This window comes from Novosphingobium sp. ST904 (genome assembly GCF_001298105.1).
GTDB lineage: Bacteria > Pseudomonadota > Alphaproteobacteria > Sphingomonadales > Sphingomonadaceae > Novosphingobium.
In genome coordinates, this window is sequence record NZ_LGJH01000132.1 from 1 (window position 1) to 20,984 (window position 20,984).

General features: G+C 66.8%; 16 protein-coding genes and 5 pseudogenes. 4 read left to right on the plus strand and 17 right to left on the minus strand.

What is annotated here, in order from left to right:
• Positions 1 to 574: pseudogene (locus ADT71_RS32010) on the plus strand (TonB-dependent receptor); the annotation flags it as partial.
• A 230-nt stretch (positions 575 to 804) separates the two neighbouring features.
• The gene (locus ADT71_RS08530; RefSeq protein WP_054436236.1) at positions 805 to 1,281 is read left to right on the plus strand and encodes a hypothetical protein; all 477 of its coding nucleotides are present in this window, start codon (positions 805 to 807) and stop codon (positions 1,279 to 1,281) included.
• Positions 1,282 to 1,284: 3 nt separating this feature from the next.
• Here ADT71_RS08530 and ADT71_RS08535 read toward each other — a convergent pair whose 3' ends face one another.
• A complete protein-coding gene (locus tag ADT71_RS08535) occupies positions 1,285 to 2,181 on the minus strand; it encodes a LysR family transcriptional regulator (RefSeq protein ID WP_054436237.1) in 897 nt (298 codons plus the stop codon).
• Between the two features lie 87 nt (positions 2,182 to 2,268).
• Between ADT71_RS08535 and ADT71_RS08540 the strand changes: the two genes are divergently transcribed.
• Positions 2,269 to 3,063, plus strand: coding sequence for an alpha/beta fold hydrolase (locus ADT71_RS08540; RefSeq protein WP_197282960.1), 795 nt, complete (start codon positions 2,269 to 2,271; stop codon positions 3,061 to 3,063).
• 43 nt (positions 3,064 to 3,106) lie between these two features.
• Here the strand turns inward: ADT71_RS08540 and ADT71_RS08545 are convergent, their stop codons facing one another.
• The 9 genes and pseudogenes from ADT71_RS08545 to ADT71_RS08580 all read right to left on the minus strand — a co-directional run bounded on the left by ADT71_RS08545 (position 3,107) and on the right by ADT71_RS08580 (position 10,524).
• Entirely contained in the window at positions 3,107 to 3,967 is an 861-nt protein-coding gene (locus ADT71_RS08545) for an exonuclease domain-containing protein (protein WP_054436238.1), read from the minus strand.
• A 46-nt stretch (positions 3,968 to 4,013) separates the two neighbouring features.
• The gene (locus ADT71_RS08550; RefSeq protein WP_054436239.1) at positions 4,014 to 5,057 is read right to left on the minus strand and encodes a DUF3667 domain-containing protein; all 1,044 of its coding nucleotides are present in this window, start codon (positions 5,055 to 5,057) and stop codon (positions 4,014 to 4,016) included.
• 69 nt (positions 5,058 to 5,126) lie between these two features.
• Complete coding sequence (locus ADT71_RS08555; protein ID WP_231635740.1) at positions 5,127 to 5,945, minus strand: ParA family protein; 819 nt, start codon at positions 5,943 to 5,945, stop codon at positions 5,127 to 5,129.
• A 73-nt stretch (positions 5,946 to 6,018) separates the two neighbouring features.
• Positions 6,019 to 6,363 (minus strand): DNA-directed RNA polymerase subunit omega, encoded by a 345-nt coding sequence (rpoZ, locus tag ADT71_RS08560; RefSeq protein ID WP_054436240.1) that lies wholly within the window; start codon positions 6,361 to 6,363, stop codon positions 6,019 to 6,021.
• A gap of 85 nt (positions 6,364 to 6,448) precedes the next feature.
• Entirely contained in the window at positions 6,449 to 7,141 is a 693-nt protein-coding gene (locus tag ADT71_RS33340) for a prolyl oligopeptidase family serine peptidase (RefSeq protein ID WP_369818211.1), read from the minus strand.
• Between the two features lie 199 nt (positions 7,142 to 7,340).
• Positions 7,341 to 8,579: pseudogene (locus tag ADT71_RS33345) on the minus strand (S9 family peptidase); the annotation flags it as partial.
• 67 nt (positions 8,580 to 8,646) lie between these two features.
• Complete coding sequence (locus tag ADT71_RS08570) at positions 8,647 to 9,198, minus strand: DNA-3-methyladenine glycosylase I (protein ID WP_054436241.1); 552 nt, start codon at positions 9,196 to 9,198, stop codon at positions 8,647 to 8,649.
• On the minus strand, positions 9,195 to 9,836 hold the full coding sequence (gene alkB, locus ADT71_RS08575) for a DNA oxidative demethylase AlkB (RefSeq protein ID WP_054436242.1): 642 nt from the start codon (positions 9,834 to 9,836) through the stop codon (positions 9,195 to 9,197). The genes ADT71_RS08570 and alkB overlap by 4 nt, the downstream gene beginning before the upstream one ends.
• The gene (locus ADT71_RS08580; RefSeq protein ID WP_054436243.1) at positions 9,826 to 10,524 is read right to left on the minus strand and encodes a 2OG-Fe(II) oxygenase; all 699 of its coding nucleotides are present in this window, start codon (positions 10,522 to 10,524) and stop codon (positions 9,826 to 9,828) included. The genes alkB and ADT71_RS08580 overlap by 11 nt, the downstream gene beginning before the upstream one ends.
• Positions 10,525 to 10,712: 188 nt before the next feature.
• On the opposite strand from ADT71_RS08580, the gene ADT71_RS08585 reads away from it, so the two are divergent.
• On the plus strand, positions 10,713 to 11,729 hold the full coding sequence (locus ADT71_RS08585; RefSeq protein WP_054436244.1) for an IS110 family transposase: 1,017 nt from the start codon (positions 10,713 to 10,715) through the stop codon (positions 11,727 to 11,729).
• A gap of 242 nt (positions 11,730 to 11,971) precedes the next feature.
• Here ADT71_RS08585 and ADT71_RS08590 read toward each other — a convergent pair whose 3' ends face one another.
• From ADT71_RS08590 to ADT71_RS08620, 7 genes and pseudogenes are all read right to left on the minus strand, one after another.
• Positions 11,972 to 12,967, minus strand: coding sequence for a DUF6607 family protein (locus tag ADT71_RS08590; RefSeq protein ID WP_054436245.1), 996 nt, complete (start codon positions 12,965 to 12,967; stop codon positions 11,972 to 11,974).
• Positions 12,968 to 13,160: 193 nt separating this feature from the next.
• Positions 13,161 to 14,423, minus strand: a complete 1,263-nt coding sequence (locus ADT71_RS08595; protein WP_054436246.1) for a molybdopterin molybdotransferase MoeA — start codon at positions 14,421 to 14,423, stop codon at positions 13,161 to 13,163.
• A pseudogene (gene cobA, locus ADT71_RS08600) lies at positions 14,423 to 15,204 on the minus strand (uroporphyrinogen-III C-methyltransferase). Before cobA ends, ADT71_RS08595 begins: the two are co-directional and overlap by 1 nt.
• Positions 15,204 to 15,537, minus strand: a pseudogene (gene nirD, locus ADT71_RS08605) (nitrite reductase small subunit NirD). Before nirD ends, cobA begins: the two co-directional pseudogenes overlap by 1 nt.
• A gap of 5 nt (positions 15,538 to 15,542) precedes the next feature.
• A pseudogene (gene nirB, locus ADT71_RS08610) lies at positions 15,543 to 18,055 on the minus strand (nitrite reductase large subunit NirB).
• A gap of 221 nt (positions 18,056 to 18,276) precedes the next feature.
• Complete coding sequence (locus ADT71_RS08615; RefSeq protein WP_054436247.1) at positions 18,277 to 19,482, minus strand: alginate export family protein; 1,206 nt, start codon at positions 19,480 to 19,482, stop codon at positions 18,277 to 18,279.
• Positions 19,483 to 19,555: 73 nt separating this feature from the next.
• Positions 19,556 to 20,812 (minus strand): NarK/NasA family nitrate transporter, encoded by a 1,257-nt coding sequence (locus tag ADT71_RS08620; RefSeq protein WP_054436248.1) that lies wholly within the window; start codon positions 20,810 to 20,812, stop codon positions 19,556 to 19,558.
• Positions 20,813 to 20,984 lie beyond the last annotated feature (172 nt).

Genomic DNA, 20,984 nt, shown 5'->3' on the forward strand with positions numbered 1-20,984 from the left:
CGGTCCGCGCGGCTTCGGCGGGCCCGGCGGCGGGCGCGGCGGACGCATGACGTTCTCGCTCTACCACACCTGGGTCTTCTCCGACCGCGTCGTGCTGCGCGATGGGCAGCCGGAGATCGATCTCCTCAACGGCGGCACCATCGGCGCCAGCAGCGGCGGCACGCCCCGCCACAAGCTGGAACTCCAGACCGGCTATTCGCAGAGCGGCCTCGGAATGCGCCTGACCGGAAGCTGGCAAAGCGGCACCACGGTGGACGGCGTGGACGGCTATGCGGCGACCAAGCTGCGCTTCGACGATTTCGCCAAGTTCGACTTGCGGCTCTTCGCCGATCTCGGCCAGCAACCCAAGCTGGTGGACAAGATCCCGTTCCTGCGCGGCGCGCGCGTGACGTTCTCGGTCTCCAACCTGCTCGACTCCCGCCAGAAGGTGCGCGACGGCAACGGCGACACGCCCTACGCCTATTCGCCCTATTACCTCGACCCGGTGGGCCGGGCGTTCCAGCTCACGTTCCGCAAGCTGTTCTTCACCGCGCCTCCGGGCGGCCAACGGCCTTCGGGCGGCTTCCGCCCCTGAGCGCGCCCGGCCCGGCGGGATCGCGGGGTTGGGCCGATAGCAGGACCGGGGCCGCGGGTGACGGCGGGGATGTGCCTGCCGTTACCCGCGCCGGTCGGTGCGGGCCGATCAGGCGCGGGCTCAGCCCGGCAAGCCGGCCCGTGCGCGCCCAGCGCCGGGACGACGGCTTCGGGGCTTTTATTTGCGAATGATTTGCATTAGCATAATGGTGCGACCTGGAGTGCCTCGTTATGTCCTTTCATTTTCCCGTTCCCGTGCCTTGCGCGTCCTGCTCCGGCAGTTCCGTTCCGGGCGATCCCGAGCCCCTGCAGGATTTCAAGCCCGCCTTTGCCCGCCGCACCCTTCCCGCCAGCGTGCTGGTCGACATCGCCCGGTGCTGGCGCAGTGCGCGCGAGGATGGCGAACATGCCCAGCCCAGCCTCGCCGCCCGGCTCGACCTGTTCGACTGCGCCATGCTCGCGCCGGTGATCGACAGTTTCTGCCTGCTCTTCGAAGCCGCGCTGGGCCGCCCGATGCGGCTGGGCCTTGCGCACCGCCTCTCATCCGACGAACGGCTGATGGTCAGCCTGCTCGAAGGGCCTGAACTTCGCCCCGTCACGCTCGCCTGCGCGGAGCCGCGCGGCACCCTGCTGGATGGCGCGATCCATTCCACGCGGCTGATGATCGCGCTCACGCTCATGCAGGCGCGCAAGGTGCGCGTGCGCTGATCCTCAGCCTCCGTCCGGCTCGCTGGGAAAGCGGGCTTCCGCCACGAAGGCGCTGACCGTCGCGGCGCGCTCGTCGCTGCGGATCGCCAGCGCCAGCGTCGCGGTCGGCATGTCGCCTTCGAGGTCGTGATAGGTCACGCCCCTGAACGAGGCGTCACGCATGGAATGCGGCACCAGCGCCACTCCGAGTTCCGCCGCCACCAGTGCCAGCACGGACGCCACCTGCGGCGCCGACTGGCCGATCACCGGATCGAACCCGGCCCTTCGGCAGGCCTCCAGCGTGGCATCGAACAGCGTGGGACCAAGCGCGCGCGGCGTGAGGATGAACGGATCGAGCGCAAGCTGCTCCAGCCGGATCGGATCGCCATGCGGCATTCGCGAAGAGGCCAGCGCCGCGATCAGGGGTTCGTCGGCCAGATGGAACAGGCGCAGGCCGGTCTTGTCCACGGCATCGGGGCGCAGGAACGCCACGTCCAGCGAACCGTCCCCGAGCCCTTCCACCAGACCGTTGGAATTGTGCTCGGTCAGGCTCAGCTCCACCTCGGGAAAGCGCCGCCGATAGATGCGGATCGCCTGCGGCACGAGCGGGTTGAACGCCGCCGATCCGGTGAAGCCCACGCGAATCCGCCCCGTTTCCCCTGCCGCGGCCCGCTGCGCGGCGCTCACCGCTTCGGCAACGATGCCGGGAATCGCGCGAACCCGCTCCTCGAAGGCCCGCCCGGCCTCGGTCAGTTCGGCGCCTTGCGGAATGCGGTGGAACAGCGGAGTGCCCACTTCACGCTCCAGATCCTTGATCTGGTGGCTGAGCGGCGGCTGCCCGATGCCCAGGCGCTGCGCGGCGCGGGTAAAATGGCGCTCCTCGGCCACGGCGAGGAAGTAGCGAATATGCCGGAGTTCCACATCATACCTAAAACATATCAAGATCGCCATCATCATGAATTGGACAGATGACGATCACAAGCCCAATTCGGGCCCAGGAGATTTGATATGGCGACTCTGGCAATTGAGGAAACCGGCACGCAGGCCCGTGCCGACTGGTTCATGACTGACGAGCGGCAGGTGGAAACCCGCGCCGCGCCTGCGCTGGAACCCGTGGTGTTCCTGCCCGGCCTGCTGTGCGACCAGTCCCTCTGGAGCCGCCAGATCCGCAGCCTTGCCGATGTCGCCGCGCCGATGGTCGCCGACCTCACGCTGGACGACACGATCGGCGCCATGGCCGAACGCACGCTGGCCGCCGCGCCGCGCCGCTTCTCGCTGGTGAGCCTGTCGATGGGCGGCTATGTCGCGCTGGAAATCATGCGCCGCGCGCCGGAACGCGTGAGCCGCCTCGCGCTCATCAACTCCAGCGCCCGCAGCGACACGCCGGAACGCACCCTGCAACGCAAGGCGGGCATCGCCTCGCTCCAGCGCGGCAAGTTCCTTGGCGTCACCCGCAAGCTGCTCGGCGATCTGGTCCATCCCGATCACACCGAAGGCCATGTCGCAGACGAGATGCGCGCCATGGCGTCACGCGTCGGCGGCGAGGCGTTCATCCGCCAGCAGCACGCGATCATGACCCGTCCCGATTCGCTCGAGGGCCTGAGCCGGATCAAGGTGCCGACGATGATCGTCGTCGGTGACGGCGACCGCATCACCCCGCCCGATCACGCCCGCGAAATCCACGAGCGGATCGCCACGTCCAGCTATCACGAGATCGGCTCTTGCGGGCACATGGCCGCGCTGGAGCATCCCGAGCAGACCAATTTCCTGCTGCGCGGCTGGCTGCAACGCGAAGCCGCCTGACCGGGAAAGGGCGTCCGCCCCGCTCCTTGCCGGGGCCGCCCGATCAGAACCTGCTGCGCAAATCGCCCTCGGTCAGGATGGCGATCGGCCGGCCTGCATCGCGCAGTTCCTGCGCCTTGCGGTGCTGGGGCGCGGCGCTGACCCAGCGGCCGTAGGGGTTCTTCGTGCTGACGACCAGCATCGTCGTGGTCATCCCCACCGAAGCCACCACGCGCCCGCCCGCCCGCGCCACGAACTGTGCCAGCGGGCCATCGCGCGGCTCTCCCAGAATGGCGACACGTTCGCCCGAGAGCGGACCGTCTGTGGCGGGCTGAGGCACCTCGATCTTCTTCCTGGCCGGGGCGGTCATCCACCCGTCGAGCCCGAGACCGGTATGTTCGATGGCACGGACGATCACCATGCCGGCCGCGCGCGCATCGCTCAGCGCGTCGTGATGGCGGTGCTCGATACCGAGGAACGAGGTCAGGATATTGAGCCGGTGGCTGGGAAGCTCGGGCCAGGCCCGCTTGGCCACGCGCACGCTGTCGAGCCAGCGCGTCTCGATCTCCGGCAGTTCGCCGATCCGGCAGGCTGCGGCAAGCGCGCCCTTGTCGAAGTGGGAATGGGCAACGGTGATCCGCCCGGCCAGATGCCCGGTGACGGCGGCGTGAATATCGCCGAAGCAGGGATGGCCCACGACCTGCTCGGGCCTGATGCCATGGATGCCCACGTTGAACGGCGAGAATTCGTCGCGCGGGTCGACCAGCGTTTCGTAGGCGAAAGTCTCCCGCCCGTTTCGAAAGCCCACGATGCCGATCTGGCAGATACTGCTGACCCGCGAACAGGCGGTCTCCACGTCGACGACGACGAAATCGGGTTCGGTCTCGGTCTCGGGGCTGGCGGCGGGATTCGGCTGGCTGGTCATCACCCCCGCGCCTTAGCAGGCCGCTGCCCGCAGGGCGAGGCGGGTATCAGAGGCTGATCTGCGCCATGATCATGATGAAGAACAGCAGTAGCGCGGTGGAGGCGAACCAGCCCAGCAGCACCGTGCGCCATATCGCGCCGAAGCGGCCCACCCCATAGGCGCCGCGCAGTTGTGCATACATATGGAACGGCGGCACGAAGAACAGCAAGCCTGCCACGAAGCCCGCCCCGGCTGCCTGAAGCGCCATGCCCAGGATCACCAGCAGGGTCATGAAGCAGAGCGAATAAGTCACGAAGACCGTGTGATCGTAGAGATGGAACCGGCGGCTGAAGGGGAACAGCAGCCACAGGAACGGAACCGAGATCGGGATCAGCGCCCAGCTGTACTTGTAGGCGTAAGTCTGGAGCTTGTAGGCCGCGAGTTCGGGGTTCTTGCGGAACTTGCCGATAGCCTTGTCGAGCGGGCGAATATCGCTGAAATGCTGTTCGCCGCCATTCCCCGCTACCGCCGCCCGCGTCTCCTTCAGCACTTCGAGCGCCTGGCGCTGCTCGTCGATCCGCCGCTCGACCTCGGCGGTATCGCTGCCTTGCGCGCGCAGCGTCCGGCGCTGTGCCTTCAGCCCGTCCAGCTTCTGCTGGCCGGCCGTCGCCGCCGTCTCGAAGTCTCCGCTCTCGACAGGTGCGGCGGCGATGGTCTCGTGATCCTCCACCGCGTGGAACACCGCGAACATCAGGAACACGCTGAACAGGAACAGCGCGATCGGCGAGACATAGCTTGCTCGGCGGCCGTCGATATATTCGCGCGTCAGCCGGCCCGGACGGCGCAGCAGCATCGGCAGGGTCCGCCAGATCCGCCCCTCGAAATGGAACACGCCGTGCAGCAGGTCGTGGAAGAACGCGCCGAGGCTGCGGTGGACGTGGGCGGCCTGTCCGCAGGCATGGCAGTGCGAACCGATCAGCGCCGTGCCGCAATTGAGGCACGCGGTTTCATGCGTATGGCCGGTGTCGCCCGCGTCCCGGTGCGGCTCGGCCGCGTTCGCGATGAGGCCGCCCTGCCCGATTTCGGCCAGACTTTCGCTGATCTCGTTCATGCATTCCCCCTGAAGCGCGGGAAATCTACCCTTTTGCGCCGCCGCTGAACAGCGGTTCCGCAAGAACCCTCAGCCCGCGCGTTCGGCCAGCTTCGCCTCGATCGCGCCCCACAGCCGGGAGAACTGCTGCGCGGCGGGGCTCTGCGGTGCATGGACGCCCACCGGCTGGCGCTGCACGGCGCATTGTTCGACCGCGCTGGCATAGGGGATGGAGGGCCAGTTCGGGTTCGCCTCGCGCGCCTGCTTGTGCAGCGCGCGGCGCAAGTCGAGCATCGAGAGCACTGGCAGGATCGGCGGATGGCGGCGGGTATTGCCCGCGATCTCGCGCACTACCAGTTCGAAGGCCCGCGCCGAAAGCGGCGATGGCGGCAGCGGCACGATCACCAGGTCGGCCGCGCGCACGACCTGGGCCGAAAGTTCGTTCATGACCGGAGGACAATCGAGCACGATGCGCTCATAGTTTTCCGAAAGCTCCCCGGCGAGTTTCGCCAGCCGCTTGCGCTTGCCGATCCGCATGAGCTGGGCATCGAGCGCGCGAATGCTTTCATCGGCGGGGAGGACGTCTATGTTCTCCCACGCGGTATGCTGGATCAGCCGCGATGCCGGGCGATCGCGCGAAAATACCTCTTCGGCGAGACCCGAGCGTCCCGGCTCCAGCCCGTAGAGGAAGCCGGAGCCTCCCGCCGCATCGAGATCCCACAGCAGCGTGCGCCGCCCGGTCTGCGCCGCACACCAGGAGAGATTGGCCGCGAAAGTCGTCTTCCCGACCCCGCCCTTGACGCTGTAGATGGCGATCGTGGCGCCGGGCGCGCGTTCGTGCCGCGAACTCGCAACAACGGGCCGCGCCCTTCGGGGCGGCCCGCCGGCAGCCCCGGCAATCCGGGGCAACTTGTGTTTCTTGCCAACCACCTGAACGATGGTTGCCGGTCAGCGGCGATCCGTCAACCGGGAACGCGCAAGATCAACCGTCGTAATCGCCGCCCAGCGAGGTATTGCGGGTCGGAGCCGACGCGGTGATGCGCAGGGCTTCGGCCGACTGGCTGAGCGAACCGATTTCGTCCATCTCGTCGTCGTCGTCGGGCAGAACGCGCTGCATCGAGGTGACCAGCGTTTCCTTGAGGACCGCCGGGGTCACGGTCTGCTCCGCGATTTCGCGCAGGGCGACGACCGGGTTCTTGTCACGGTCGCGTTCGATGGTGAGTTCGGCACCGCCCGAAATCTCGCGCGCACGCTGTGCGGCCAGCAGGACCAGATCGAAGCGGTTGGGGATCTTGTCGACGCAATCTTCGACGGTAACGCGCGCCATGGGCACTCCGTATGAAATCTGGTGGATCGGTAAACGATGGCCCCTAAGCGAACGCCCGCAAGGAGTCAAGGAAAGCGCGCGCTGCTCATTGGGGAACGCCGAGCTGGTCCAGCACGAAAGCCGTCCATTCCGCCGAATCGCGGTAGCGTTCGAACCGGCCCGACTTGCCGCCGTGCCCGGCCTCCATGTTGATGCGGAACAGCAGCGGGTTGGCATCGGTCTTGGTGGCGCGCAGCTTCGCGACCCACTTGGCCGGTTCGTAGTACTGGACCTGGCTGTCCCACAGCCCGGTCGATACGAACAGCGAGGGATAGGCTTTCGCGGTCACGTTGTCGTAGGGCGAATAGCTCAGCATGTAGTCGTAATAGGGCTGGACCGCGGGATTGCCCCATTCGTCGTATTCGAAAGTGGTGAGCGGGATCGAAGCGTCGAGCATCGTCGTCACCACGTCCACGAACGGCACTTGCGCGACGATCGCCTTGTAGTCCTGCGGCGCCATGTTGGCGACGGCGCCCATCAGCAGCCCGCCCGCGCTGCCGCCCATCGCGGCCACCCGGCCCTTCGCCCCGTAGGCCTGCGCCACGAGATAGCGGGTCACGTCGATGAAGTCGGTGAAGGTGTTCTTCTTGTTCAGCAGGTGCCCGTCGTCGTACCAGCCGCGCCCCATTTCCTGCCCGCCGCGAATATGGGCGATGGCATAGACCACGCCCCGGTCCAGCATCCCGATCCGCGAAGGATGACCGCCGGATCGTCGAATAGCCGTAGCTGCCGTAGGCATACTGGAACAGCGGGGCAGTGCCGTCTCGCTTCACGCCCCTGGCATGGACCAGCGACACCGGCACCCGGGTTCCGTCCCGCGCGGTAGCCCAGACCCGCTCGGTCACGTATTTCGAGGGATCGTAGCCCGGCACCGGCGTGACCTTGAGCACGCGTTTCTCGCCGGTTCCGGCATCGATCTCGATCGTCGTCGTCGGCGTGACGAGAGAACCGTAAGTATAGCGGACCCAGCGCGAGGACGGCACCCTGTTGACGTCTAGCGCCATCCGGTAGGCAGGCTCGCCGGCCTCGACCGGGATCGATTTTCCGGCATCGGTCAGCAGGCGGATCATGCGGTTGCCGCCTTCGCGCTGGTCGATGGCGACGAAGCCCTCGAACGGCGCGAAATCCTCGATGAAGACGGTGTCGCTGGCGGGAGCGAGATCCTTCCAAACAGCCTCGCCCTTCGCCGCCCCGGCATCTGCAAGGGTCACCAGCTTGTAGTTCTTCGCGCCGCGATTGGTGCGGATCACCCAGCGATCGCCGAGGTGTTCGGCGGAGTAGCGGAACTCCTTCTCGCGCGGGGCGATGGTGGTGAAGGCGGCCGGGGCGGGCGAGGCCGCAGGCGCGCAGCGCTGCTCGTCGCTGACGGTGCTCTGCACCACCACGCAGACGTATTTGCTGTCCCGCGTGCGCAGGATGCCCATCTGGAAGGTGTCGTCCTTCTCCTCGTAGAGCAGCCGGTCGCTCGCCGGGGCGGTGCCGAGCACATGGGCCTTCACCTGATAGCCGCGCAGGGTCACCGGATCCTTGGCGATATAGAGCACGGTGCGCCCGTCCCCGCTCCATACCAGATTGGGTTCCACATTGCCGACGGTGTCGCTCATGACCTTGCCGGTCGCGATGTCCTTGACCCGCAGGACATACTGCCGCCGACCGACGGTATCCTCCGCCCAGGCGACTTTGGTATTGTCGTCGCTCACCGCGAAGTCGCCGAGCGAGAAGAAGCTGTGCCCCTTCGCCATGGCGGGCTGATCGAACAGCACCTGCCATGCGCCGGTGGTCCCCGCCTTGCGGCGTTCGTTCACCGGATAGTCCGCGCCCGCGGCGAAACGGCGGGCGTAGGACCAGCCGTTGTCGTCATAGGGAACGGAGTTGTCGTCCTGCTTGATGTGCGAGACGGTCTCTTCGTAAAGCTTCTGCGCCAACGGCTTGAGCCGCGCCATCTGCGCATCGGTCCAGGCGTTTTCGGCGGCGAGGTAGGAGAGCATCTCGGCGTTCTTGCGGGTATCGTCGCGCAGCCAGTAATAGTCATCCTCGCGCGGGCCGCCGGGAGAAGGCACCTGATAGGGCTTCTTCTCCGCAACCGGCGGCGCTGTCGGCACGCTTTGCGCAAAGGCGGGCATGGCCGCCAGAGCCGCGCTCATGACCGTCAGGCCCGAAAGGAACTTCGACCGCATCGCCCATACCCCCTGCAACTGGAAGCCGGATGCTATCGGGCCGATGCGATCTTGGAAAGGCGCGATATCAACGGCGGAAGCAGGTCGCCTCGTGATCGTTTATCACCCCCGTTGCCTGAAGCCAGGCATGGACCACCACCGGCCCCACGAACGAGAAACCGCGCTTCTTCAGCGCGGCCGAAAGCGCGTCTCCGGCGGCGGACCGGGCGGCGCTGCCGGTGCCGTCGCCCTTCTGCGGCGCATCGCCCACGAACGACCAGACGAACCGCGAGAAGTCCTCGCCCTGCTCCTGCATGGCCAGGAAGGCACGTGCGTTGCGGATGGTCGCCTCGATCTTGGCGCGGGCGCGCACGATACCGGCATCGCCCATCAGGCGCGCGATCTCGGCAGGGCCATAGGCGGCGATGCGTTCCGGCTCGAAATCCTCGAAAGCGGCGCGGAAGGCCTCGCGCTTGTTGAGGATCGTGCGCCAGGACAGGCCCGCCTGGAAGGTGTCGAGCACCATCTTCTCCCAGAGCGCGCGGGAATCGCGGATCGGCACGCCCCATTCCTCGTCGTGATAGGCCTGCATGCGGGCATCGCCCTCGGCCCAGCGGCAGCGGTGGATCGTATCGGTCATCGGGCTTTCCGGAATGTGAGGTTGTAGCGGCACGGGCCGGTGAGAGGATGCGTGCCCCGCTCCACGCTGTCCACCCCGTGGAACACCATGCGCGAAGGCTCGCCCCAGACTACCACGTCGGCATGCAGCACCCGGTGGCGGCGCGGGCGATCGCTGCGGGACAGGCCGCCCCACAGAAACGTGGCGGCCTGTCCCAGCGAGACCGAGACGATCGGCGCCGAATGGTCGCGCTCGTCCATGTCCTGGTGGAGCGAGAGCTTCGTCTCGGCGTCGTAGCGATTGACGAGGCAGGCGTCGGGCACGAAGCCGGGATAACCCGCCTGCGCCGCCGCGCCCGCGGCCAGCGCCAGGAACCGGGGCGGGATCGCCGGCCAGGGCCGGTCGGTCCGCGGATCGATGGCCTGATAGCGATAGCCGCGCCGGTCGCTCACCCAGCCGGTCTCCCCGCAGTTGAACATGGCGACCGAGAGCCTTCCGCCGCTGCGGGTCTCCATGTGGCGAAATCCCGAAACGGCGGCGAGGGCCGGAATTTCGCCGATCAGCGCTTCCGCTTCGGCCAGCGCGAAACCGCCGAGCAGCACCGCGCCCGGGCCGAGATCGATGCGGCTGCGCGTGTCGGCGAAGAGGTCAGGCTGCATCGTGGAAAATGATCCCCAGCGTATGGCGCCGCCCTGTGCGCAGTTTCGAGACGCCATGCCGCATCACCACGCGGTAATCCCCGCGCGATCCCTTCTGCGGGCGCTGGTTCACCGCGAAGACCACCCCGTCCCCCTTGCCCAGCGGCACCACGACCGGACGCGACTGCATGCGCGGACGCTGCTCGGTCAGGACCAGCTCCCCGCCGGTGAAATCCCGCCCCGGAGAGGACAGCAGCACCGCCACCTGCAAGGGGAAGACATGTTCGCCGTAAAGGTCCTGGTGAAGGCAGTTGTAATCGCCCGGGCCGTATTGCAGCAGCAGCGGCGTGGGTCGGCGCTGGCCCGCCGCATGGCAGCGCGCCAGGAATGCGGCATGATCTTCGGGAAAACGGGTGTCGATCCCCATGCGCTCGTGCCAGCGGTTGGCCACCGGCGCGAGGGCGGGGTAGAGCGCGGCCCGCAAATCCTGCACCAGCGGCGGGAGCGGATAGGCGAAGTAGCGGTATTCCCCCAAGCCGAAGCCGTGACGCGCCATGTGGACATGGCTGCGGAACCGGTCGGAAGGGCCATAGAGCCCGGCCACGGCATCGCATTCCGCCTCGTCCAGCAGGCCGGGCAGCACGGCCCAGCCCTCATTATCCAGATCGGCGGCAATGGCCTGCCAGTCGATACTATCGGTCTGCCTCATCGCAGCGGACCTAGCGCGCCGATCCGCCGCCTGTCACTCCGAAGCTTGCGATCAAACCGGATGCCAGGAACCCCTGCCCCCACTGGAGACGGGGACAGGGGTTCTGGTTGGGACACCGCGTAATTGATGTAGCCACCCTCTTGGATGGTACGAAGTCGGATGACCGCTTCAATGCAGGAGGGTGACCGATGCCGATCTATGCAGTACTGGATGTGAGTGACAAGGCCACGCATGTTTGTGTGGTGGACGTCGAAGGCGCTGTGCTCAGGCGCGAGGTGATGGCCAGCGATCCAGCCATTCTCGCCAAATGGCTTGGCAGATATTGCCCGGATCTGGTCCGGGTCGTGATGGAGACTGGACCGCTTTCGACGTTCCTCTATCATGGCATGGTGGCCCGCGATGTTCCGATAGAATGCATCTGCGCTCGTCACGCCAAGGGCGTGCTTTCGGCGCGGGTTAACAAAAGCGATGTTCATGACGCCGAGGGGCTCGCCCAAATGGCGCGGACAGGCTGGTTCAAGCGCATCCACATGAAGGCGTCGGCCACGCATTTCGACCGTGCCGCCATTCGCATTCGGGCTCAGCTGATCACGGCACGGACTGCCATGATCAACCAGCTTCGCGGCTTGTTGAAGCTGTTCGGCCTTCAGCTTGGTTCGGCCAGAGCACCCGGCAAACGCGCCGGGCGCCTGTCCGTGCTGTATTCTCAGCGTCCTGATCTCGAAGCGCTGTTCGCGCCACTTCTGGCATCCATCGAAGCGGTCGAAAAGCAGTTGCGGAACTTGAACAGCAATTTGGAGAAGCGCGCTGCGTCTGACCCGGTTTGCGCACGACTGATGACAGTTCCGGGCGTCGGTCCGATTACGGCGCTCACCTACACCATGAGCATCGAAGACCCTCGTCGCTTCGCCAGAGGCGACGATGTAGGCGCCTATGCCGGCCTGGTTCCGCGACGAAGCCAGTCAGGTGAGCGGGATACGCAAGGGCATATTTCAAAGGCTGGCGATCCGATGTTGCGACACTCGCTATATGAAGCCGCCAATATCCTTCTCACTCGCCTCAAAAGGCCTTGCGCCCTTCAAACCTGGGGCAGGAAAATGGCCGAAGCTAAGGGCCCCAAGCGCGCCAAAATCGCGGTCGCCCGCAAACTGGCTACATTACTCCATTCCATTTGGTTGAACGAGACCGAGTTCCGCTGGGCCTGATTCAGCGCCCCGTTCCCGCTCAGCCATGCCCGGACGATCTCGTCAAGAAAGTGGAGGCTTCAACCTCGTTTGGGACCCAGAGACGTCCACCCACACCCGCTAGGCCGCGATCATGAGGCACGGACAACCAGTTCATAGAACCGTCCGATGACCCCGAAGACAACCATTGGCAATCGGGCACGAGAAAAAGGGAACGGCAATGCGAAGATCAATTAGACAACCTTCTGTTGCTCCGCTCCGGCCTAGCGGCGCGTTACTTCGGCGATCACCGCCTTGCCGCGCTGCACCGCCTGCGGCAGCCTGACCTTGCCGGACTGGATATCGTCGGCGAGCCCCATCAGCCGCTCGCCGCTGGCAGAGCCGGTTTCGGCCACTTCGGCCACGGAAACGCCCTTGTCGCGGGCGATCGCCTCGTCCCAGTCGGTGCGGATCGCGGCCCAGTAATCCTTCGTCGCCGCCCAGTAGCTGTCGGCCGCGGCCAGGCTGACGCTGTCGTCGCGCACATAGCTGTTCAGCACCGATTCCTGCACGAAGGGCACGATCCTGCCATCGGCGGAACCCGGTTCAGGCCCCTCCTTGATATTGTCCTGCCAGTGAATCCACCCGGCGGGGCTCGGCGAATGGCGGTTGATCGCGAGATAGCGGTCATAGGGCGGCTTGCGCACGGCATCGCGGCGGGCAAGCGGACGCCAGGTCCAGTTGCTGCGCCAGCGGCGCACCCCGCCTTCCTCGGTCCACTGCCCCCAGCCGCCATAGCGCGGGGAATCGTCCGTCTGCCACACCGTCTGCGACCAGCGCCCCTTGCGGAAGGCGGCGGGCACGGCCTCGACGTTCCAGCGCCCCTTCCCCGCGTAGACCAGCACGCTTTCCGGCTCGTACGTCCAGTCCTGCCGCCAGTGCTTGATGACCATCTGCTTGCCGTCGCCCTCGTCCACCACGAGCAGGTGCTGCAGCACGATGCGCCGCCCGCTGTCCTCGATCACGCGAACCGCTTCGTGCCCGCCCGAGACCTTGCCCGGAATCGGCGTGTAATCGGCGCGCCATGGCGTGGTCTCGCGCATGTCGAAGGTGACCTTGTAATTGCCCGCCATGGCAAGGATCGCAGCACGGTCCGCATCGAACGCCGCGGTCTCCGCCTCCGCCGAACGCCCGGCGACCGGCCCGTCCGCCATGGCAGGTCCGGCAAGGGCCAGACCGCCGGCCAGGGTCGCCGCGAGCAGCGCCGACTTGAGCATCATTCTCTTCATCTTCTTCGTACCCTCTTCGCAAGCGAGCGAGCAGCAGACCCCGCCGCCAGGCGAAGATCCGGCCCCTCACTGCATCGACGCTTGGGAACGCGACAATTCCGGCACGATCGCCGGAGCGGGCGAACCGGCTCAACGCCCTGCATCGATATTTGATAGTTATTTGATAATGATTCGCAGAAGCGATTTATCGAAAGGAACGCGCTCCCGTCAATCCATGCCGGAAGATTTGCCGCTCAGGCGAAGCCCGCAAGCCGCAGGAATTGCGCAAGGCCGCCATTGGCGCGCTTCCCAGCCGCACCAGCGCATTCGCACCCAGCAGCGGGGCCAATGCGGCGCTGTCGCTGCCGCCCAGCAGTTCAATGCACCGCCCGGCGCCCGCGTTATCGGCAAGGCGCGCGAAACGCAGGCGTTCGCAGCCCGCTCCCCCTGCCGGATCGCCCAGCTCCGGGCAATCGGTCCAGCTTATGGCCGCGCCCAGCCCCTGAAGCGCGAGCAGGGCCGGAACCAGGAACAGCTCCGCCGCCGCCAGCGCCGCCACGGGGTTGCCGGGCAGGCCCATGACGAAACGGTCATCCCCAAGGCGGCCGAACCAGAACGGCTTTCCCGGCCGCATCCGCACGCTCGGCACCAGGACCGACAGTCCCAGCCCGCCAAGCGCCGCGCGCACCCGGTCATGCCGCCCACCGGACGCACCGCCGATGACGACGAGGATCTCCGCATCGGCGCGGCGAAGGCGCGCGGCGATCGCGGCGTCGTCATCCCCCGCAATGCCAAGGTCCAGCACCGCCGCGCCGACCTGTCCCAGCCTTGCGCAAAGCGCGGGCGACAGCGCGTCATAGTTCGCGGCGGCATGTGCCGTTGCACCGGGAACCACGAGTTCGTCCCCGGTGGCGAGCAGCGCCACGCGCGGGCGGGCGCGAACCTCCACTTGCGCGGTGCCCGAGGCGGCCAGCCGCGCGATATCGAAATGATCGATCCGCTTGCCCGCCGCCAGCAGACGGTCGCCCTGCCGGAAATCACAGCCGCGCGGCCGGATATCGCGCCCGCTCACGCATTCGCCGATGGAAAGCACGGTGCCGAGCTGACGTCCCTGCTCGCGCCGCACGAGGGCATCGGCGCCGCCGGGCATCATCGCGCCGGTGGAGACATGAACCGCCTCGCCCGCCTGCAATTCGCCCTGGAACGCGTGGCCGGCGCGGCTTTCGCCGATGACCCGGAACGACGTCCCGCCACCTTCCTGCCCGCCATCATCCCCTCGGCATATCGCCCAGCCGTCCATCGCCGCCGCCGCGAAGCGGGGCTGATCCCCGGTCGCGGCGACACCGCGCGCGGCGATCCGGCCAAGACCCGCGCCCAGCGCCACGGTTTCGGTCCTGCCCGGCCCGCCCAGCATTCCGGTCACTACGGCATGGGCATCGTCTATCGCAAAGGATGCGGGCGCCGTCATCAGGCCGGGCAGGCCAGTTCCCGCAGCACGTCCACTGCCGCGCGCCGGGTCTCCACGGCTTCGCCGATCAGCAGCAGCGTCGGGTCGTCATCGCTGATCGTGGCGACGAGGAAGGCCAGCGCCGAAAGCTTGCCCCGGATCAGGCGCTCGCTCGGGAGGGACACGTTGACCGCGATCATCACCGGCGTATCGGGATCGCGTCCGGCGGCGATCAGCGAACGGCCGATCTCGCCCGCCGCCGCGCGCCCCATGTAGACGCCGAGTGTGCCGCCCGGCCGGGCCAGCGTTTCCCAGTCCAGCCGCAAAGGCTCGCCCGCCTTGAGATGCGCGGTCACCAGCGTCAGGCCGCGCGCCACGCCGCGCAGGGTGAGCGAGGCCAGCCCGCTCGCCGCCGCCGCGCTGGCGGTGGTGATGCCGGGGCAGATCCGCACCGGAACGCCCGCCGCTGCAAGGTGATCCATCTCCTCCGCCGAACGCCCGAATACCGAGGGATCACCGCCCTTCAGCCGCACCACCCGCTTGCCCGCGCGCGCCGCTTCCAGCAGCAGGTCGTTGATCGAACCCTGCTCCTTGCTGTGGCGGCCGGAACGCTTGCCGACGCTGACCCGTTCCGTCGCGCGGGGATCAGGTCCAGCACGCCCGGCCCGACCAGCGCGTCGTAGAACACCACATCCGCCGCCGCGATCAGCCTTTCGGCCTTGCGGGTGAGCAGGTCGGGATCGCCCGGCCCCGCACCCACCAGCCAGACCTGCCCCGGCGCGATGAGGTCCCCCGCCGCCATCACGCCGCGACCTTCAGGCTCTGCGGGTGCGCGATCAGGATACGCTCCCCTTCCATCCGCACCGGGATCGTCGGGGTGCAGCCCTTGTCCTCGCCCTGCGCCTCGCCGCTGGCAAGCGCGATGTTCCAGTTGTGCAGCGGGCAGGCACCGCATGGCCGTGGACGATGCCCTGGCTGAGCGGGCCCTTCTTGTGCGGGCATTCGTTGACGAGTGCGAAGACCCGGTCGTCTCCGGCGCGGAACACCGCGATTTCCTTTTCGCCCTCGATCTGCACGGTCCGGGCGCGCGCAGGGGAATGTCGGAGAGGGTGCCGATGTCGATCCAGTCGTTCATGTGCATTACTCCGCTGCAATGGCCAGGGGTTCAAGGTGCTGGTGCAGTTCGGCCTTGTGACCGGCCGCGCGTTCGGCCCAGGGGTCTTCCTGGCTGAAGCTCTGCGAATAGAGGAAGCGGCTGCGCAAGGCCTCGCGTCCGGTGTCGTCCTCGACGATGCGCTGCTTCACATATTCGACGCCGACGCGTTCGATCCATGGCGCGGTGCGTTCGAGATAGCGCGCCTCCTCGCGGTAGAGCTGGGTGAAGGCGGCGCAGTAATCGAGCGCCTCCTGCTCGGTGGCGACCTTGCAGAGGAAGTCGGTGGCGCGAACGTGAATGCCGCCGTTGCCGCCGACGTGGAGTTCATAGCCCGAATCCACGCAGACGATCCCGAAGTCCTTGATCGTCGCCTCGGCGCAATTGCGCGGGCAGCCGGAGACCGCGATCTTGAACTTGTGCGGCATCCACGAGCCCCAGGTCATCCGCTCGGTCTTCACGCCAAGGCCGGTGGAATCCTGCGTGCCGAAGCGGCACCATTCGCTGCCCACGCACGTCTTCACCGTGCGCAGCGACTTGCCGTAGGCATGGCCGGAAACCATCCCGGCGGCATTGAGATCGGCCCAGACGGCGGGGAGGTCTTCCTTCTTGATCCCGAAGATGTCGAGCCGCTGCCCGCCGGTGACCTTCACCATCGGCGCGTCGTACTTCTCCACCACATCGGCGATCGCGCGCAGTTCGCGGGGGTTGGTCAGGCCGCCCCACATGCGGGGAACCACCGAATAAGTGCCGTCCTTCTGGATATTGGCGTGCATGCGTTCGTTGACGAAGCGGCTCTGCTGGTCATCCTCGTATTCGCCGGGGAGCGCGCAGAGCAGGTAGTAGTTGAGCGCCGGGCGGCAGGACGAGCAGCCGTCGGGCGTGGACCAGTGAAGCTTCTGCATCACTTCGGGGATCGATTTCATGTGCTGCGCCACGATCTCGCGCCGCACGTCGTCATGCGTGAAGCTGGTGCACTTGCACATCGTCTTCGGGCCGGACTTGACCTCCTCGCCCAGGGTCAGCGCCAGCAGGCTCTCGACCAGACCGGTGCAGGAACCGCAGCTTGCCGATGCCTTGCAGGTGGCGCGCACGGCGTCGAGGCTGCAGGCGCCGCCGGCGATCGAGCCGACGACCTGCCGCTTGGAAACGCCGTTGCAGCCGCAGACCTCGGCATCGTCGGAAAGCGCCGCCACCGCCGCCACCGCCGCCAGCGGGTCCGCCGTGCCGCCCGAGGCGAAGGCCTGCCCCAGGATCAGGAAGTCGCGGATTTCCGAAACGTCCTCCCCCTTCTTCAACAGGTCGAAGTACCAGTTGCCGTCGGCCGTATCGCCGTAGAGCACCGCGCCCACGACCTTGCCGTCCTTCACGACGACGCGCTTGTAGATCCCGCGCGAGGCGTCGCGCAGGACGATATCCTCGCAGCCCTCTCCGCCCGAGAAGTCACCGGCCGAGAACACGTCGAGCCCGGCGACCTTGAGCTTGGTGGACGTGACCGAACCGCGATAGCCGCTGTGGCGGTCGGTCAGGCCATCGGCGAGACTGCGGCACATGTCCCAGAGCGGCGCGACAAGGCCGTAGACGTTCCCGTCATGCTCGACGCATTCGCCCACCGCGAGCACGGCGGGGTCGCTCGTCACCATGTGATCGTCGACCCTGATGCCGCGCCCCACATCCAGCCCGGCGGCGCGCGCCAGTGCCGTGGAGGGACGGATGCCCACCGCCATGACCACGAGGCTGGCCGGGATTTCGCGGCCGTCCTTCAGGCGCACGTTCTCGACTTTGCCGTCGCCCAGGATTTCGGCGGTATCGGCGCCGGTCAGGATGGTCTGGCCCCGTCCTTCGAGCGCGCTCTTGAGCAGCCAGCCCGCCGCCTCGTCCAGCTGGCGCTCCATCAGGGTGGGCATCAGGTGGATCACGGTGACCTTCATCCCGCGCAGGGTCAGGCCGTGCGCGGCCTCGAGGCCGAGCAGCCCCCCGCCGATCACCACCGCATCGCCGCCCCTGCCCGCGGCTTCCAGCATCAGGTCCACGTCGTTCATGTCGCGGAAGGAGATGACGCCGGGCAGGTCCTTGCCGGGAACCGGGATGATGAAGGGATCGGAACCGGTGGCGATCAGCAGCCGGTCGTAATGGACCTTGCGGCCCGACCGCGAGGTGACGGTCCTGCCCGCACGGTCGATAGCGGTGACCGGGTCCGACGTGACGAGTTCGATGCCGTTCCCGTCATACCATTCGCGGGTATTGATGACGATCTGGTCGAAGGTCTTCTCTCCCGCCAGCACCGGGGACAGCATGATGCGGTTGTAGTTCACATGCGGTTCGCGCCGAAGATGGTGACGCGGTAGCGCCCGGCATCGCGCGCCAGCAGTTCCTCCACCGCGCGGCATCCGGCCATGCCGTTGCCCACCACCACCAGATGTTCGCGCACATCGTCGGAGGGCACGATCAACGTGCTCTCATAGTCCGCAGAAGCTTCGATCCCGTCCTGAAATTCCATGCCCGCGTCTCCAGAAATTCGAAGGAGAAAAAGAAAAAGGCCGCCATCCGGACCCTCGGTTCGAAAACCGAAAGTCTGGATGGCGGCCTTGCCATCGTTTGCGCTTCTGCGGCCCTTCAGTGGATCGCATCGGCTATGTTTGGTTGGGACAACGTCGTCCCTTGCACTGCACAATAAACGGAATCGCCCGAACGCTCAAGCGATTCCGTAAACGGTGGCGATCAGATCGCCCAGTCCAGCTGAATCCAGTACTTGTCGGTATCGACCGCCATCTGGCGGGCGTCATAATGCGCATAGCGCAGCGCGATCGTCGTCCTGGCGACCTTCGCACTCGCGATAATATCCACTTCGTTGCCGTAGTGCTGGTCCAGGCGGTCGCTGTCGAAGCAGTGCCAGGTTCCCTGCAGGGCGACGGCGGAGAGCGGCCCCAGTTGCTTCACGCCGTAACCGCCGCCGAAATAGAGATCGCGCAGGCCGTTCGCAGGCGTCGTCAGGAACTTGTCCGTCCAGCCCTGGAATTTGAAATTGGTGCCGAGCGGGACCTGGAAGCTGGTCAGCGCGGTACCATCGGCAGCGCCCAGCACTTCATAACCGGCGTTGAGCTTCCATCCCTTCACGTCCAGCACCGCATCGGCCAGCCAGTAGTCGGCATGGTAGCTGTTGGGATTGTTGTGCCAGTCGTACTGGCGGGCATAACTTGCCTGCCAGGACAGTTTCGCCGCCTTGCCGAAGCCGTGGCTGCCCACGAAACGCCCGCCATAGGTCTGGCTGGACAGGCGGAACCCCTGCACCGCCGCTTCGTCCTGATCCACCAGATAGGCAAAGCCGGTGAACGTGCCGACCGGCGTCGCATAGGACAGGTTGGCGAAGACATTGTCCCCGCTCACCGCCTGCTGGCGGGCGCCATGTCCGTCGATGCCCCAGATCGTGCGCACGCTCCAGGCGTAGGACACATCGAGCTTCAGGCCCTTGAGCGGGGTGAGTTCGGCGCGCACGGCATCGAAAGTCTGCGCGTTGTCGCGAAAGCCGGCGTTGCCGATGAACCGCTCGTCATCGAGCGCGATCTTCTGGCGGCCCGCGGTCAGCGTCACGCCCTTCGCCTTGTACTGAAGCTGGGCGACATAGAGCGCGATGTTCTGCGGATCCGATACCTGCGGACGGATCGCGGCGCCGTTCAGACCATCGTAGTAGTGGTCCACCACCGCCAGCGTGCCTTGTCCGACGACCGTGGCGCTGAAGGCCCCTGTCGTGGCCGTGGCGCCGCCGCGAACGCGCAGGATCACGGCATCGGCGGCCGGATCGATGTCGTCCTGATCGACATGTTCATAACGGGCCCGCGCCTCGACGATGGGCTTCAGGTCCACTTCCTCGGCATGGGCGGACCCGGTAGCGGCCAGCGCGGCCACCGTTCCAAACAAGTATCGCATTGAACTGATCTCCTGGGGGGCAAGGGTCAGCGGCGTCCAGACCAGCCTGTCCGAACGCCGCGATGCACTCCCATTATATGCGGGCGGCGGTCTTCCAGGTCGCGCGCCAGCGAGACTTGACCAGTGCCACCGAGGCGAGCGCGGCCAGCGCAAGGCCCGCGAAGATCAGGAAGCCCGGCGCGAAACTGCCGGTCATCTGCTTGGCCAGGCCCAGCGAACTGGCGAGATAGAACCCGCCGATCCCGCCTGCCATGCCGACAAGGCCCGTCATCACGCCGATCTCGGCCTGGAAGCGCTGCGGCACCAGTTGGAAGACCGCGCCGTTGCCGGTGCCCAGCGCCAGCATGGCCATCACGAACATGCCGAGCGCGCCCGGCAGGCTGGTGGCATTGGCAACCCCGGAAAGCGCCAGCGCGGCGACGAGGTAGACCACCATCAGCGCCTTCACGCCGCCAATCCGGTCAGCCAGCGCACCGCCCATGGGCCGCACCAGCGACCCGGCAAAGACGCAGCCCGCCGTGCAGTATCCCGCGACGATCGGGGTCAGGCCGAACTGGTCGGTAAAGTAGATCGGCAGCGAGGCGGCAAGGCCCACGAAACCGCCGAACGTCACGGCATAGAAGCCCATCAGCCACCATGCATCGGCCTGCCGCAGCGGTTCGAAATAGTCGATCAGCTTGCGCGGAGCCGGTGCGTCGGGGGCGTCCTTCGCCATGACCATGTAGGCGACGAAGACCAGCGACAGCGGGATGCAGGCAAGGCCGAGCACCGCATTCCAGCCGAACATCTTGGCCAGCATGGGCGCGAAAAGCGAAGCGAGCACGGTGCCGGAATTGCCCATGCCGGCCAGCCCCATGGCCTTGCCCTGGTGCTCGGGCGGGTACCAGCGGCTGGCGAGCGGCAATGCGATCGCGAAACTCGCGCCCGCAAAGCCGAGGATCACGCCGAGCGCCAGCGTTCCCGCAAAGCTGTTCACGCCTGCAAGCCATGCGGAAAACAGCCCGGCGATGACGATGATCTGGCTGATCGCGCCGGAACGCTTGGGTCCGATCCGATCGACGAGCAGGCCGTTGACCACCCGCAGCAGCGCCCCGGCGAGCGTGGGGGTGGCCACCATCAGGCCCTTTTCCGCCGGGGTCAGCGCCAGCGTCTTCGAAATTTCCGGGGCCAGCGGCCCGAGCAGGACCCACACCATGAAGGCGAGGTCGAAATAGAGAAAGGCGGCGATCAGCGTGGGTGCATGACCGGCCTTCCAGAAGCTGGTCGTCGGCGCGTCGACCGGCGCATTCCCGGCGGCCTCTCCATCACGTTTCCAGTAAGCGGTTGCCATCGTAGGTCCCCCATAAACGGACACCAAAAAAGCCGCAGGCCGGACGTCACCCTCTGGTGAGCCCGGTCAGCGGCTTTGCTGCGAATATCGGTGAGGATGGCGCCCCGCCCTTGGAGCAGCGCATCCGAACATGGTCACGCTACATCGCGTGAGGCCTGTATCATCAGGCGAT

What these genes read in the sequence shown, in the direction of transcription:
- ADT71_RS08620 (WP_054436248.1), bottom strand. Translation starts at nt 20,812, where the DNA reads ATGGCAACCGCTTACTGGAAACGTGATGGAGAGGCCGCCGGGAATGCG.
- ADT71_RS33340 (WP_369818211.1), bottom strand. Translation starts at nt 7,141, where the DNA reads ATGCCTACGGCAGCTACGGCTATTCGACGATCCGGCGGTCATCCTTCG.
- alkB (WP_054436242.1), bottom strand. Translation starts at nt 9,836, where the DNA reads ATGCAGCCTGACCTCTTCGCCGACACGCGCAGCCGCATCGATCTCGGC.
- ADT71_RS08585 (WP_054436244.1), top strand. Translation starts at nt 10,713, where the DNA reads ATGCCGATCTATGCAGTACTGGATGTGAGTGACAAGGCCACGCATGTT.
- ADT71_RS08550 (WP_054436239.1), bottom strand. Translation starts at nt 5,057, where the DNA reads ATGAACGAGATCAGCGAAAGTCTGGCCGAAATCGGGCAGGGCGGCCTC.
- ADT71_RS08590 (WP_054436245.1), bottom strand. Translation starts at nt 12,967, where the DNA reads ATGATGCTCAAGTCGGCGCTGCTCGCGGCGACCCTGGCCGGCGGTCTG.
- ADT71_RS08540 (WP_197282960.1), top strand. Translation starts at nt 2,269, where the DNA reads ATGGCGACTCTGGCAATTGAGGAAACCGGCACGCAGGCCCGTGCCGAC.
- rpoZ (WP_054436240.1), bottom strand. Translation starts at nt 6,363, where the DNA reads ATGGCGCGCGTTACCGTCGAAGATTGCGTCGACAAGATCCCCAACCGC.
- ADT71_RS08545 (WP_054436238.1), bottom strand. Translation starts at nt 3,967, where the DNA reads ATGACCAGCCAGCCGAATCCCGCCGCCAGCCCCGAGACCGAGACCGAA.
- ADT71_RS08595 (WP_054436246.1), bottom strand. Translation starts at nt 14,423, where the DNA reads ATGACGGCGCCCGCATCCTTTGCGATAGACGATGCCCATGCCGTAGTG.
- ADT71_RS08530 (WP_054436236.1), top strand. Translation starts at nt 805, where the DNA reads ATGTCCTTTCATTTTCCCGTTCCCGTGCCTTGCGCGTCCTGCTCCGGC.
- ADT71_RS08580 (WP_054436243.1), bottom strand. Translation starts at nt 10,524, where the DNA reads ATGAGGCAGACCGATAGTATCGACTGGCAGGCCATTGCCGCCGATCTG.
- ADT71_RS08570 (WP_054436241.1), bottom strand. Translation starts at nt 9,198, where the DNA reads ATGACCGATACGATCCACCGCTGCCGCTGGGCCGAGGGCGATGCCCGC.
- ADT71_RS08615 (WP_054436247.1), bottom strand. Translation starts at nt 19,482, where the DNA reads ATGCGATACTTGTTTGGAACGGTGGCCGCGCTGGCCGCTACCGGGTCC.